Origin of the sequence: Amycolatopsis sp. CB00013, assembly GCF_001905755.1 — a bacterium.
Lineage (GTDB): Bacteria > Actinomycetota > Actinomycetes > Mycobacteriales > Pseudonocardiaceae > Amycolatopsis > Amycolatopsis japonica.
This window is the reverse complement of record NZ_LIWC01000007.1, coordinates 265,196-279,744: the sequence shown is the minus strand read 5'-3', so window position 1 is coordinate 279,744 and position 14,549 is coordinate 265,196. Positions and strand designations below refer to the sequence as shown.

Here is a 14,549-nt window from a genome sequence, read left to right as displayed (position 1 = left end):
CCTATGAACGAGCGCTGTGCCTGCGTAGTAACACGGTGCCGCTGGCGGTCGACCCTTCGAATCATGAGCGCAAATGTTGTTGGGCACCGCTCGCTCACGCAGGTGGAGCAGGACCTGGTCCTGCACGTCGAACGTGGCGACCTCTTGGACTTGGCCGGCGACGAGTCGTTGGACGAGAACGCAATGCGGACTTGGGGTGATTCGCGAACGATCCGAGCGGAAGTACTGCGTGACATCCTGCGCGGACGGCTCGCCCCAGACCCGGATCCCCAGGGTCTACGTCTCAGGGGTGCTCGCATTGCAGGACGTTTGAACTTGGACAATTTGACCTCCACTGTTGTGACCGTCTTAGACGGCTGCATTCTGAGTGAAGGGATTACTGCCCGCGACAGTCACCTCGTCAGCCTTGATGTCAGCCGCTGTTTGATCGAACATCTCACCGAGGTTCCAGGAGACTTTACGGGGATGGCCGTTGCCGACCTCACTCTGAAATCTACAACAGTGACCGCCAGCAACAAACGTGGAGCGGTCCGGTTGTACGCCGCTCGGGTCAGCAGTCAGCTAAATTGCAATAAGGCGACACTAAGTAACTCGTCCGGTCCCGCCCTCGACGCCACAAATCTCAAGGTTGACCAGGACGTGCTTATGGGTGAAGGGTTCTCGGCAACCGGTACCGGAGATTGGGGAGCGGTTCGGCTGGTCGGCGCTCAGGTTGGGGGTCAACTGATTTGCGTCGGAGCGACGTTGAACAATCCCTCCGGTCCAGCGCTCAGCGCCACAAATCTCCAGGTCGACCAGGACGTGGTCTTGTCTGAGGGGTTCTCGGCAACTGGCACTGGAGAGGGGGGAGCGGTTCGACTGTATGCCGCTCGGATCGGTGGTCAACTGCATTGCAGTGGGGCGACTCTGGGCTCATCTCACGGGTCCGCGCTCGATGCCATACTACTTCAAGTCGACCAGGACGTGTATATGGATGAAGGGTTCTCGGCAACCGGTACCGGAGATTGGGGAGCGGTTCGGCTGCACGTCGCTCGAATTGGAGGTCAACTGCATTTCCGCGGGGCAACATTGAACAACCCTGCCGGTCCAGCACTCGATGCTGAGGGCCTTCATGTCGAACGGGGCATGTTCTTGTCTGAGGGGTTCTCGGCGACTGGCACCGGGGAAAAGGGGACGGTCCGGTTGTTTTCTGCTCGGGTTGGCGGCGAGCTATATTGCAGTGAGGCGACACTAAGTAACTCGTCCGGTCCCGCCCTCAACGCCGCAAATCTCAAGGTTGGCCAGAGCCTGTCACTCCGTGGTGGCTTCGCGGCAACTGGCACCGGAAAAGGGGGAACGGTTCGGTTGTACGGCGCCCGGATCGGGGGCCAGCTAAATTGCAATAAGGCGACACTAAGTAACTCGTCCGGTCCCGCGCTCGACGCCACAAGTCTTCAGGTTGACCAGAGCGCATTCCTGGATGGCGGGTTTTCGGCAACTGGTGCCGGAGAAGGTGGAGCAGTTCGACTGTCCGGCGCTCGTATTGGCGGCCAGTTGCATTGCAGTAGGGCGACGCTGAGTAGCTCATCCAGTTCAGCGCTCGATGCCACAAGAATTCAGGTCGAGCATGACTTGTTCCTAGCTGTTGAGTTCTCAGCAAAAGGGGCTGGTGAATATGTTGTACTCGATCTGGAAGATGCTCGCGTCGGGGGAGAAATATGGCTTGACATTACGAGGATTACACATTCTTCAAGCACGCAGAATCGACTAGAGGTCGACGGCCTTATGTATGCCGGGCTTCCCCGCCTTGTCTCTGCGGATTCGTGGTTGCGGTTACTGCGCGAGGCGACACCGGAGTATACCGCTCAGCCGTATCAGTACTTGGCGGCTGCGCACCGCGCCCTGGGGCACGACCAAGAAGCACGTCGAGTACTAATCCAGCAGCGACGGGACCAGATCCAACGCCGTGCGCTCACGGGCAGAGCCGAACGAGCATGGGCACGTCTCACCGGCGTCGTCCTTGGCTACGGCTATCAGCCCTGGCGGGCGCTACTCGGGCTGCTCGCAACCTTCACTCTCGCCGCCATCGTGAGCGTCGTTCTCGGCTCCCATGGTGCGCTGGCCCGTGTCCATACACCGCCGGATCCTGCCCCGGTGAACTGCACAGTGGTTGAACGCATAGGTGTCGGTCTCGACCTCGGCACTCCACTTGTTTCCACTGGCGCCCGAGCGCGCTGTGACACCACACGCACCGCCACTGGCCAAGCCTTCACCCTCGTCGGCTGGGGTTTGCGACTGCTCGCCTGGGCTTTCGCGACTCTCTTCGTCGCCGGTTTCACTGGAGCCGTCAGGAAAACCTGATCTGATCGTTTCGACGTCCTGCGTCAGCCGCTCGACATAAGGCAGACGCGCTGACGATCCTCTCGACGGTGACTCCGGAAGGGTCTCCAGGTGGACTTCCACCCCCGCCTCGCCCCCGAAACGCCGGGCGTTTCAGCGTCGAGGCGGGTGGCGTGCTATTTCCTGGCCGGATTCAAAACCCGTCCAGTGTGAGTTCGAATCTCACCGGGGGCACTCGCAGGATGCACATTCGGCGCCACCTGCGCACTTGTGCTGCGCAGCGGTATCGCCGATGGACGTGATCGAGTCCGGGTCGGCGGGCAGTCTGGCTGTGATGGTCGCCTGGTCGGTGTTGTAGTGCACCTTGACCGTGAGCTGTGTCAGGTCGAGCAAGCTGGGGCGTGGCGCAGGTTGGCTTGATCCACCTTCGATGGGCCGGCATCCGCGTCGTCCGCGATTCGGTTCAGCGCGTCGAGGAGTGGATCGTCGGGGTCCGCGTTAGCGGTCATCTCGTCGAACCAACCCGGTGGCGACTGATCGGTCGGGGCCCCTGCATCACGAAGGCGGGTCAGAACGCGAGCAGACCGCGCGGGACGCCTAGGCCGGTGGGTCCGTCCCAGCCCCGCTGTGCCCGGCACATCCGCTGGTCGAACCGGGTGAGAGGCAGGTTCGATTTCGTCTCCCAGGCCGTGGAGCACTCGCCATCGGTTCCGGTAAGCGCGGCGACCCGGTTGTCCAGTTTCACGATTTCCGCGTTCTTGATGATGAGATCGAGCCGATGCTGTCGCTTCGCCTCCACTACCTGCTCCTGCAGGTGTCTGATCGTTTCCTGATCGGTTTTGCTGTCATCCCCACGAGCCATTCCGGAATCCCGCGCGGCAGGGGTTCGATCACGCCATGTTCGACTTACCCATCAATAGAACGCGAGGCTCTAGGCCCGCCCACTGGAACGCGGTTCTGAAGTCGTTGGGACGTACAGTCGGCGAGGTGGGGCCGGTCATCGCGACCGGCCCCACCCCTCTCACCCCACCTGGTCAGAAAGTGATGGTGAATCCGTCGATCGAACCGGTGTCGAACTTGAAGACGTCCTGGACGCTCAGCTTCCAGGTGCCGTTGGCGTTCTCGTTGGCGGCGTCGACCGTGTAGGTCTCGTGCACACCGGCGGGGCTGCCCACCCCTCCCGCCTTCTTCAGCCGGTAGGTGGCACCGCTGGGCCCGATGAGACTCACCGCCAGGTCGGCCGAGTAGGTGTGGCTGATGTCCACCTTGACCGGCAGCGACGAGGACGCCTTGCCATCACATCCTTCCTGGGTCACCGAGCTCGTCACCGCGGCACCGGCGTCCGGGATCGCCACCGGGGTGGTGTTCGACTTGGTGCCGCATTTCGGCTCCGGGCCTCCGCCACCGATGAACGACACGTTCAGCAGCTTGTTCAGCGACCCGCTGCCGGGGTTCTTGACCACCCCGTCGGACGCGTTGTTCACCAGCGCGTCCCGAACCTGCTTCGGCGTCGCGGACGGGTTGGCCGCCAGGTAGAGCGCGGCCGCACCGACGACGTGCGGCGTCGCCATGGACGTCCCGCTCATCACCGCCGAACTCCCGCTGTTCGGGCTCAGCGACGTGATGTTGCTGCCCGGGGCGAAAATGTCGGTGCACGAACCGTAGTTCGAGAACGACGACCGGTTGTCGCCGGAGTCCGTGGCGTTCACCGTGATGGCTTCGGGAACCCGGGAGGGGCTGGTGTTGCAGGCATCGGTCGACGCGTTGCCGGACGCGACGCCGTAGACGACGCCGGACGCGATCGACTTCTTGAGCGCGTCGTCACCCACGCCGGGCGCGTCCATCGTGAGGCTCATGTTCGCCACGGCCGGTTTCCGCGCGTTCGCGGTCACCCAGTCGACGGCGTCGATGATGCCCGAATCCGGACCGGTGTTGTTGCATCCGAGCACTCGGAGGCCGACGATCTTGACCTTCTTGGCAACGCCGTAGGTCTTGCTCGCGATGGTGCCTGCGGTGTGACTGCCGTGCCCGTTGCAGTCCTTGCCGTCACCTCCCATGAAGTCCTTGCCGATGCTGGCCCGGCCTTCGTACTCGGGGTTGTCGGGATTGATGCCCGTGTCGAGGTCGTACGCGGTGACGCCCTCGCCGCTGTTGTTGTAGGTGTACTTCTTGTCCAGCGGCAGGGACTTCTGGTCGACGCGGTCCAGGCCCCACGTGGGGTTGGTCTGCGTGTCGGTGCCGCGGGCGGTGCCGTCCTGGTAGACGGCCTTGACCGACGGATCCGCCGCGAGCCGTTTCGCCTGCCGCTCGGTCATCTTCTTCACCGAGAAGCCGTTCAACGCCGCGGACCACGTCGACCGCACCTCGCCGCCGAAGCGACCGGTCAACGAGGTCGCCGACGCTTGCGCGGTCGCGACGCCGTCCTTCAGCACGACGATGTACTGGTCGGCGTGATGCTGTTTCGCCTGGACCACAACGCCTTCGGCCTCGGCCGCGACGGCGTTTCCGATACCCAGTGCCAGCAAGGGGGTCAACGCGCCCAAGGTCAGCAGCAATTTCCGGTGGTTACGCATGGAACATCACCTCCGTAAGAAGAACCATCACTGGACGGTGAGCGTGTAGGTGGCGGTCGACGTCTTGCCTGCGCCGTCCTTCGCCGTCACCGTGATCGGGTAGGTACCGGGCTGGAACGGCGCGAAGATCTGCATCGTCGAGCTGCCGCCACTGGAGATGCTTTGCGGGTTGAAGAACGGCGCGATCGGCAGCCCCGAGCCGGACGCCGAAAGCGTGATGGAGCCACTGCCGCCGGTCGCGGAGACCGTCGCGTTCACGAATTGGCCCGCCCGTACGGTCCCCGATCCGGGGTTGACCGTGACCTTGAGGTCGCCCGGCTCGCTGCCGCCCTTGCCGACGGTCAGCGTCAGCGTGGTGGTCGCGGTGTCGGTCGTTCCCTTGCCGGACACGGTGATCGTGTAGTCCCGCTCCGGCGTTCCCGCCGCGGTCTCGATCGTGAGCTTCGCGGTGTCGCCGGACATGATGGACGAAGGCTGGAAGGTCGCCTTGGCACCGTCGGGCAGTCCGGACGCGCTCAGCGCGACGTTCTCGCTGCCGTTCTTGCCTTCCTTGCTCGTGATCGACGTCGAGACGTACTTGCCGGGGTCGGTCTTCACCGCGCCCGGGGACGCCGCGAGGGTGAACTTGTCGCCGCTGGGCACGTCACCGATCTGCTGTTTGACCCAGTCGCCCATCTCGTTGTTCAGGCGGCTGTAGACGCTGTACCACCGGAAGTCGCTGCGGCTCCACGACGTGATGCCGACGACCACGCCGTTGACGATGAACGGACCACCGCTGTCACCGGGGAGCACTGTCTTGCGGCCGTCGGAATACCCGGCGCAGATCATCGTCTTCGGGTCGACGCCGTTCTCGACCCCGGTGCACTGGTTCGGGTCGACGATCGGCAGGGTCAGCTTCTGCAGCGTGACGTCGGGCGGACTGTCGTTCTGGGTCTTCTTGCCGTATCCGAGGCTGAAGCCGTCCTTGCCCGGCGTTTCGAGGCCGGTGTCGGCCGAGGTGGCGACCTTCGCGTAACCGCCGGCGGGGACCGGGATGTCCGCGTCGGTGGTGATGATCGCGACGTCGTATCCGTTCCAGGGCTGGGTGAACTTCGGGTGGAGTTTGTAGTCGACGACCTTGAGCTGGGTGCCGCCGGTGCTCACCAGGTCGTCCAGTCCATAAAGGACTGTCTTTTCGCCGGCCAGTTCCTTGCAGTGCGCCGCGACCATCACCTTGCGGGGGGCCACGACCGAACCGCTGCAGCTCTGTCCCTTGGGCCGGGAGCCACCTTCGCGCAAGGCCGCGATGGCGAACGGGTAGTCCTTCACCGAGGCGGGCACGCCGCCGATGCCCTGGGCGTGGGCGCCGTCGGGGATCCGGACGTCACCGGTGGGCGCGATCGCCGACGCGGTCGGCTGGGGAGCGGCACCGGCGGTTCCGCCCAGGACGGGGATCGACAGGGCCGCCACACCCAGCGCCAGCAGGCCTGCGATTCTCTTCTTCTTCACGGTGTTTCCTTTCACAGGGGAGGAATCAGAAGGTCAGGGCGAAGTTGTCGATCACGCCGGTGTCGAAGCGGTAGACGTCCTGGACACGCAACTTCCAGTCACCGGTGCGGCTTTCACCCGAGGTGTCGACGGTGTAGGTCTTGGAGAGGTCGATCGTGCTCACGCCGCCTGCCTGCTCGAGGTTGACGACCTTGCCGCTGGGCGTCACGAGGTCGATCTTCAGATCGGCCGAGTACGGGTGTTTGATCGCCACTGCCACCGAAGTGCCGGAAGTGCCCTTGGCGTCGCAGGAGCCGATGGTCACCGTGCTGGTCACGGCATCGCCGGCATCAGGGATCGCGACGTCGTCCGCGCTCGTACCACCCGCGCAGGACGGCGGATTCGGGGTTCCGCCGAGGAAACCGGTGTACAGCAGCTTGTTCGGCGAGCCCTTGGTGTCGGAGATCTTGCCGGGTGTCGCGTTGTCGAGCAGCGCCTTGGTGACCTGCGCCGGGGTGGCGGAGGGGTTGGCGGTCAGGTAGAGCGCGGCCGCACCCGCGACATGCGGGGTGGCCATGGAGGTGCCGCTCATCTGCTGTGTGCCGCCGCCGTTGCGGGTCGACGTGATGTTGCTGCCCGGACCGAACAGGTCGGTGCAGGACCCGTAGTTCGAGGACTGCGACGAGTTGAAGATCGATCGCTTGTCCTGGATGTCGCTCGCGGCGACGGTGATCGCCTCGGGCGTGCGGGCGGGCGAGACGTTGCAGGCGTCCTGGCCCTCGTTGCCCGCGGCGACCGTGACGGTGATGCCTGCCCGGACCGCTCCTTGAACCGCCTGGTCCACTGTGGAGGTCGCCCCGCCGCCGATGCTCATCGTGAGCACCGCGGGCTTCCGGGCGTTCTTGGTGACCCAGTCGATACCGGACACGATCGTCGACCACGGCGCGCTGCCGTTGCAGCCGAGCACGCGGACGGCGACGATCTTCACACCTTTCGCGACCCCGTAGGTCGTGCTGCCGACGGTTCCCGAGACGTGGGTGCCGTGGCCTTGGCAGTCCGAGGCGTCGCTGTCGCTGTCCACGAAGTCGTAACCACTGCTCGCGCGGCCGCCGAACTCCGACTGGCGATAGTCGGTCCCGGTGTCGAGCACGTAGACCGTGGCACCGTCGCCTTTGTTGGCGTAGTCGTACTTCTTGTCGAGCGGCAGGTCCTTCTGGTCGACCCGGTCCAGGCCCCAGGTGGGGTCATTCTGGGTACCGGTGGCATGCGCGAGGGAGTCCGGCTCGACCGAGGCGACGGCAGGATCCGCCGCGAGCCGCTGGGCCTGCGCCGCGGTCATCCGGCCCGCGAAACCGCGCAGCGCGGCGTCATAGGTGCGCGTGACCTGCCCGCCGTACTCCGCCGCCAGTGAGCGAGCATCGGCGGTGTTCACCGTCGATGCCTTGAAAGTGACGAGGTAGGAGCCCGGAATGGCGTCCGGCACCCAGGCCTGGACGGCGGGCCCTACCGGCGAGGCGACCGCGGGCAGCGCCGACATCGAAGCGCAGACGGCGAGCGACAGGCCCGCGATGGCCGACACCCATCGGGGTCGGAGATTTTCGCGCATTGAATACTCCTGAAAGCAGGGGAATCGACACCGGGGAGACAGTGCGAACGTGACCACAACCACGTTGTGACAACAGTGAGTTCTCAACCGGCGAAGAACAATAGGTACTACACCCGGCCGGATACTCAATTAAAAGCGCACATTTTTTATGATCAGTGCCGTGGTGTCATTGAATAAGGGACCTCATGAAATTCCGAATACCCGACGATGCGATATCGGCATTTTTTCGTGACGGTCAGGCCCGCTGCTCGCGCAGCAGGTCCTCGGTGAGCACCGCACGCGACGGCAGATCCAGCTTGGTCAGCGCCCGGCCGATGTGGACTTCGACCGTCCTCGCGGAGAGGAAGAGCCGTTCGGCGATCTCACGGTTACTGAGGCTTTGCGCGGCAAGACGCGCCACCTCGAGTTCGCGCGGCGACAAGGCCTGCCCGTATCCACGACGCCCCCTCGACGGAGTGGTCGGGTCGTGGCGCGCCAGAAGCCGTCGGCACCGCTGGGCATCCGCGGCGGACTTCAGGGAACGGTAAATGGTTTCGGCGGAGGTCAACGCTCCCAGCAGCTTCCGGTGGTCACCGAGTTCGGCGTGACACTCACCCGCGAATTCGCTCGTGACAGCGGCGGCATGAGGCCGAGGCAACGCCTGATAGGCCAGTGACGCCCGGCCGAAGAATTCGGCCGCGTCGCCCGGTCGTTTTCGGGCGAGCAGACCTTGGCAGAAGAGGGCGGCGGCGTGGGCGAGCGGCGCGTCGCGCTCGGCGATCCCTTCCCGATACTCGTCCACCAGCCGCGTCGCCGCTTCGTGTTGCTCCAAGGCGACGAGAACCCGTACGGCGGACGGCAGGAGTTCGGCGGCCCAGATCCAGTTGTTCTTCCGGCGAATGGTCTCGAGCCCGCTCTCCGCGAGGCGCGCGGCGGTGGGAAGTTCTTTGGCCGCGAGGAGGACGGTCACCCGCCCGGCGAACGCCGAAGCCTGCTGCGGCACGTTCCCGGCCGCGAGCGCGAAGGCGGCGTCGAAGTTCCGTGAAGCCTCCTTGCGATGTCCGTTGCCCAGCCGGTGCCAGCCCAGCGCGAGCAAGGGTTCCGCCGCGAGCGAACTGCCCTCACCGACACGCTCCAGCAACTCGCGGACGCCGGTCTCCACCTCGGGCCAGATCCCCATCGCGACATCGAGCCGAAGGTCCGTCCCGGCGGCGAGCGCCTCCAAGTAGGGCTGTTCCTCGTCTTGGATCAGCCTCCGGGCCGTGGCCAGATAGGTCCTCGCGACGGGGTAGTACCCGTTCCACGCGGCCGCGTCGGCAAGGTTGATGTAGGTCCGGCTGACCTGCCTGCGCACTTCGGCCGACCGCGGCGAGGCCGGCAGCGTACCCACGTCCTGCCAAGCTCCGGGATCGGCGATCTGCATCCGCCCGGAAACCCGGTTCGCGGTCACCGCGGCGATCAGTTCGACGTCGCGGGTGCCCTTGCTGGCCCGCACCGCCTCGTCCAGCCAGCGCATGTTCTCCTCGACCGGGACCGCACCGACGTGAGGAAGGGCCAAGGTGATCAGCCCGCGAGCGAGAAGCGGGCGCCGGTCGGCGAGATCCGTGATGGCCAGTTCGATCTCCGAACGGCCGGCGTCGATCTGCCCGGCCTGATTGATGAGGACACGACCGAGGTTGATCCGGATCTCGCCGCGGGCGGCTTTGCTCATCGGCCAGTCACGCGCCGCCGTGCGCAGTAGCCGCAGAGTGGATTCGCCGATCAGCCCGTACGCCGTCTCCCTGCTGAGGCGGACGGCGAAATCCTCCCTATTGGCACGGGAAAGAGCTACGTCCCCGAGCGCGGCCTCGAGCAGACGCACGGCGTCCTCCGGCCGGCCTTCGGCGGTCGCCAGGTCCACGGATTCCGCGACCCGCCGGGCCCACTCGTCGAGCTCACCCGCCTCCCGGTGGTGGTACGCGATCCTTTCCGGTTGCGGCTCGTCCGAGCCGGCGAGGAACCGCGCGGCGTTCGAGTGCAGCCGGTAGCGCCGAGGGCCCGGGACGGCGGCATGGATCGCGTCGGCGATCAAGGGGCTGCGCACCGCATAACGATCGTTGCCCTGGTCTCGCAGAAATCCCCCGGCCATCGCCTGAAGCAGGTCGTCGACGATTCCGGCCCGGTCCGAACCGGCCACGGCCGCGAGTGTCTTGCTGCACGCCGGTCGCCCGAGGATCACCGCGGCGGACACGATCGCCGCCGCACCTTCGTCCAGCACGGCGTACCTCGCGGTGAGTTCCGCCGCCCAAGCGCTGGGGACGACCTTCTCCGAAAGTTTCGCCGCAGCCTGCGCGTCAAGGCCTGCGACCGCGTCCAAAACCGCCCCGACCGCGGCGCTCACCCCACCGGTGCGGCGATGGACCCTTTCGGCGAGTTCCCGCGAACCGGCCATCGCCGCGACGTCTTCGACCTGAAGGGGCTTCAGGGTGAACCGAGCCGTCACTCCGGCCCGGGGAGGCCACCACGACTCGTGGGATTCGCGTTGCCGCAACCGGATCGCGGAACTCGTCAGGACGACCAGCCGTTCGGACGGCCTGGACGCCAAGTAGCGGAGGAATTCCTGGGTTTCGTCGTCTGCTTCGTCCGCGTCGTCGACGATCAGAAGCGTGCGTTCGGGCAAGGTCAGCAGCTCACGAAGCGCGCGGTGCACCAGGTGACGATCGGACCCGAGGGGATCCGGCAGTACGGGTCTCAGCTCCGGAAGCAGTGGGTGAAGAACCCCGGCGAGGGGCGACAGACGGTCGGCCATCCCCGTCCATTCGCCCGCTGCGGTTCCCAGCGCGTCGAGCACCGGCGCCAGCGGCACGGGATCGCGCTCTCGCGCGCAGCGGGCCTCGAGCACCGTCCGGTTCCGGCCTTCGGATCGTGCGACCCGATCGAGGAGGCTCGTCCGCCCGGAGCCAGGCTCACCTTCGACCACGATGAACGCCGACGGCTTGGCGATCTCCTGCTCCAGCGCTTTCTCCACCGCGGGTGCCCCTTACGTCAGTGTGACCGGCCCAGCTCGACGAGCGAGTCGAACAACGACTCGACCGCGCGGCACACCGCGTGCGGAGGCGTGTCGTGCGGGCCGATGACCTCGGCGAGCCGCTCCCAGGCGAACGTGCCCAGCACACGGGCCAGCACCGCCCTGACCGCCGCCGGCTCTCCGGGCACGGGGTGCAGGGCATCCGCTCCCCCGCTGAGATCCGCACCGGGATCCAGCGCGTCGACGCATCGCGACACCACCTCCCGGGTCAGCCGGACCACCACCGCGAGCGCCGGCCCTCGCAGGTAAGGCGCGATGTCGGCGGCCGCGCTCATCCGGACCAGAACGGCGGCCACGATGCTGTCGCGAACCACGGATGCGGACGAGACGACGGCCGTCACATTCTTCCCTTCGACGCCGTACCTGAGCATCTCCAGCATCTCCGTGGACGGTGGCCGTGACCAGCCCGCACGCGATAAGTGAGGGTACGTAGAGAATGCGCCGCGCCGTTCAGGCGGAGGGCCGGCGCGCGGTCGCACCGGCCCTCCGGGGAAGTCGGCGGATCAGCCGTTGGCGGCGCTGGTGTTGACGTCTCCGTTGACGCCCTTCGGGAAGAAGCCGCCGGAGGTGGTCGCCTTCGGTGTCAGGTAGACGATGTTGAGCACCTGGCCGGGCGACCGGCTGAACGCGATGCCGTTGCCGTCGGTGGGCACGATGTTCGCGCGGCCGTTCTTGTCGACGACACCCTGGTCGAGGTCGGTCGTGCCGTCGAGGCTGTCGCGTGCGTTGGAAAGTTTGACGCTGGCTTCGCGGAGGTCGCGGCCGAGCAGCCCGAGTCCGAGAATGCCGCCGGAGTGCTGGTAGAGCGCCGTGCGGACGTTGGCCGCGTGGTAGGCCTCGACGGCGAGGATCCCGGCGGCGGCTTCGAGGTAGGTCTTGTTGGTGATCAACGGCGCGGCACCCTTGTAAGCCGTGACGCCGACGTCTTCGAACAAATAGGCCGCGAGAAGAAAGTTCTCCTCGCATGCGAACGCGTCGAAGCTCTGGCCTTTCCTGACCAGGCCGGCGGCCTGGGCGGCGGCGGTGAAGCTGGACCGCAGATCGATGGCCGGGCGGCTGACCGCCGCGGAACCGAGCGCGGCCCGAAGGAACTCCACATGGGCCTTCTCGTCGGAGGCGATCTCCTGGGCGTACTGCTTGGCCGCTTTGGTCTTGAATTTCACCGCCCGTCCACCCGTGACGCCGCCGCGGGTGCCGGTCCCGGTGGTCGAAGAATCGGCGAGCCCTTTACCCGTGACGGCGTGCAGGTAGAACTCTGCTTCGAGGTATTCGAGGTTCAGCGCGAAGTTCAGGACCGCGGCGTCACTGACCTCGCCCTGCGCGGCGGCCGCGGCCGGCTTGGCCGCGGCGGCGGATGCCGTCGCACCGGACAATCCTCCTATCGCGCCGGTACCGACCACGCCGAGTCCCGCCACCCCCGCCGCACGCAGGAAACGACGGCGATCTTGTTCGTTCTCCGCACTGCGGTTGATCATCGATGTGGCATAACGCTTGCCAAACACGAGCGATCTCCTTCCCGCCCGTGTCCTGCCACGCACGACATCGGGCGTACCCCGCCGGTCGGGCGAGGTTGTTTTCGCGGACGCAGTGCTTTCGTGCCCGGGACCCGGCCGGCTTGGCCCGTCATACGATGGAATGACACCGGTTCCGGCGCCCCGGCGACGGAGGCCCGATTTCCGCCGCGAAGGTGAGCCACGAGCGCCAGAACAGGCGCTGTGGGCAGAAGTGTGGCCGCCGTGACCGGAGGGGTCGTTTCAGCCACGGCGGCCACGGCGACCGGGCCACCCGCAAGGAAGCACAACGTGGCCCGGACGAATCCCTAGTTCTTGTCGGTGCCCGGGGTCAGCACCTTGTCGATGACGAAGACGGTGGCATTCTTGGTGGGGATGTTGCCGCACAGGATCTTCGCGCCGTTGACGGTCATGTTCTCGCTAGAGCCCTCGATCTTCACCAGCCCACTCGCGGTGTTGAGTGTTTCCACAGAACCGGCGGTGGCGAGCCCCTTGGCGTCGTAACGCTTGCCGACGACGTGGTACTGCAGGATCGGGGCCAGCTGGTCCGGCTTGCCCGCCAGCTCGGTGAACTTGGCCTCGCCCAAGGCCTCGAAGGCCGGGTCCGCCGGGGCGAACACGGTGATGGCCTGCTGGCTGTTGAGCGTGTCCACCAGGTTGGTGGCCTTCACCGCGGCGACCAGCTTGGTCAGCAGCGGATTGGTCGAGGCGGCGCTGGCGACCGGCTGCGGGCCCATCGAGTCCAGCGAACCCGGCGCACTGCCCTGCGGCAACTGCGAACAAGCCGGACCGAACACATCGGCGTTCGTGGTCACCCCGTCCGGCGAACCTGTCGAACCGGAACTCGACATCGGAGCCGAACCGGACGGGGCCATCGAGCTGGTGCTGCCGCCGGAGGAGGCGGTGTCGTCCCCGCCGCAGGCGGACAAGGCCAGGGCGGCGACCGCCGTCAAACCGACACCTGCGACACGAAGCTTGCTCACGAAGTTACTCCAGCTGCTCTGTGGACAAACCGGTCCTCGGCACGGGCCGGCTTCTTGCGGGGTATTCGGCACCGGCCGCCGAAGGGATAGGTGCCCACCGCAACACGTTCGGGTGATCGGCCTGCGCTGACCACCGGCGTCCGCCACCCGCAGAAGTCACCGGCCAGTACGAACAGGGCGGCCGGACAACCCAGGTCATCTCAATGAAAGCTCTGAATGAGCTACTGATTGTTCGCTTCCGAGTGAAACGTGATCTCCCCATCCATTCCGCGCCGATCGGGTTATAGATAACCGCTTCTCCGGAAATTCCATCGATCGGCAGACTGGTCAGTGTCTTCCCCATCGCCAAGACTGGGGCACATGAACAAGGAAAATTGTAATGTCTCCCGCGCATATGTCGTGCACAGCCGCTCCGGAGGCCATCGGAGGTGATGATCCCGGCGTCCTTTGATCCCATCTTCACCCTGGTCGTCGAGCCGGCGACGATCACGGCGCACGCCATCGATCTGGCGGATCGTCTCCGCACCCTGATCGAGCCGTATCCGTATGACGAGCCTTACGAGGAACCCGACGAGATACCAGTCAGGGCACTGTGGGAATTCCTTGAATCTTCGGCTTTGTCGTCACTATCGCGGCAGCTCTACTCGGCCGCGCGGCTGGCCGTCCTCGCCGCTCCGAATTCCGATGGGCTGCTTGTCGGCGATGATTCCACCGAGCTGCTCATCCGGCGTGGCCGGCTCCTCGTTCAGTCCGTGTTCGGCCGGCACAGCACAGCCCGGCTCTTACCCTTCGCGGGAGACCCTCTGGTCGTCGCCTGGCAGCGAGGGAGCGGAGTATGCGTCGTCAATCTCAGCGCGCGGTTCGTCACCGTGCGATCCGCGTGGGGCGCGGTGCGCGAGTTCTCTGTTCCGGCGGTGGCGTCCGGAGAAGCGACTCTTCTCCAGCCCTACAGCACCGTCTGGCTGACGCGCTGACACTCTTCGCCTGGGCTACTCGCGGTCAGTCGCCGGTCCGGGCGTCGTTCACGTCGGCGACGATCACCCG

10 protein-coding genes are annotated in these 14,549 nt (G+C 65.9%); 2 read left to right on the top strand and 8 right to left on the bottom strand.

Annotated elements, in window-relative coordinates; genetic code table 11:
* The first annotated feature begins 63 nt into the window (after window positions 1-63).
* The gene (locus AMK34_RS42910; protein ID WP_143202746.1) at window positions 64-2,340 is read left to right on the top strand and encodes a hypothetical protein; all 2,277 of its coding nucleotides are present in this window, start codon (window positions 64-66) and stop codon (window positions 2,338-2,340) included.
* A 547-nt stretch (window positions 2,341-2,887) separates the two neighbouring features.
* Here the strand turns inward: AMK34_RS42910 and AMK34_RS38185 are convergent.
* The 8 genes from AMK34_RS38185 to AMK34_RS38150 form a co-directional block, all read right to left on the bottom strand.
* Window positions 2,888-3,118: a hypothetical protein gene (locus tag AMK34_RS38185; protein ID WP_073848610.1), complete on the bottom strand. Its 231-nt coding sequence runs from the start codon at window positions 3,116-3,118 to the stop codon at window positions 2,888-2,890.
* Window positions 3,119-3,353: 235 nt separating this feature from the next.
* The gene (locus tag AMK34_RS38180) at window positions 3,354-4,892 is read right to left on the bottom strand and encodes a S8 family peptidase (RefSeq protein WP_073848607.1); all 1,539 of its coding nucleotides are present in this window, start codon (window positions 4,890-4,892) and stop codon (window positions 3,354-3,356) included.
* A gap of 27 nt (window positions 4,893-4,919) precedes the next feature.
* Window positions 4,920-6,380: a trypsin-like serine protease gene (locus tag AMK34_RS38175; RefSeq protein WP_073848606.1), complete on the bottom strand. Its 1,461-nt coding sequence runs from the start codon at window positions 6,378-6,380 to the stop codon at window positions 4,920-4,922.
* 25 nt (window positions 6,381-6,405) lie between these two features.
* Window positions 6,406-7,965: a S8 family peptidase gene (locus tag AMK34_RS38170; RefSeq protein ID WP_073848605.1), complete on the bottom strand. Its 1,560-nt coding sequence runs from the start codon at window positions 7,963-7,965 to the stop codon at window positions 6,406-6,408.
* A gap of 235 nt (window positions 7,966-8,200) precedes the next feature.
* Complete coding sequence (locus tag AMK34_RS38165; RefSeq protein ID WP_051972411.1) at window positions 8,201-10,951, bottom strand: LuxR C-terminal-related transcriptional regulator; 2,751 nt, start codon at window positions 10,949-10,951, stop codon at window positions 8,201-8,203.
* Between the two features lie 17 nt (window positions 10,952-10,968).
* Window positions 10,969-11,391, bottom strand: a complete 423-nt coding sequence (locus AMK34_RS38160) for a hypothetical protein (RefSeq protein ID WP_143202745.1) — start codon at window positions 11,389-11,391, stop codon at window positions 10,969-10,971.
* Window positions 11,392-11,514: 123 nt separating this feature from the next.
* The gene (locus AMK34_RS38155) at window positions 11,515-12,513 is read right to left on the bottom strand and encodes a ferritin-like domain-containing protein (RefSeq protein ID WP_073848602.1); all 999 of its coding nucleotides are present in this window, start codon (window positions 12,511-12,513) and stop codon (window positions 11,515-11,517) included.
* 317 nt (window positions 12,514-12,830) lie between these two features.
* Window positions 12,831-13,505, bottom strand: coding sequence for a fasciclin domain-containing protein (locus AMK34_RS38150; protein ID WP_073848601.1), 675 nt, complete (start codon window positions 13,503-13,505; stop codon window positions 12,831-12,833).
* 431 nt (window positions 13,506-13,936) lie between these two features.
* Here AMK34_RS38150 and AMK34_RS38145 point away from each other — a divergent pair, with 431 nt between their 5' ends.
* Entirely contained in the window at window positions 13,937-14,479 is a 543-nt protein-coding gene (locus AMK34_RS38145; RefSeq protein ID WP_143202744.1) for a hypothetical protein, read from the top strand.
* The last annotated feature ends 70 nt before the right edge of the window (window positions 14,480-14,549 follow it).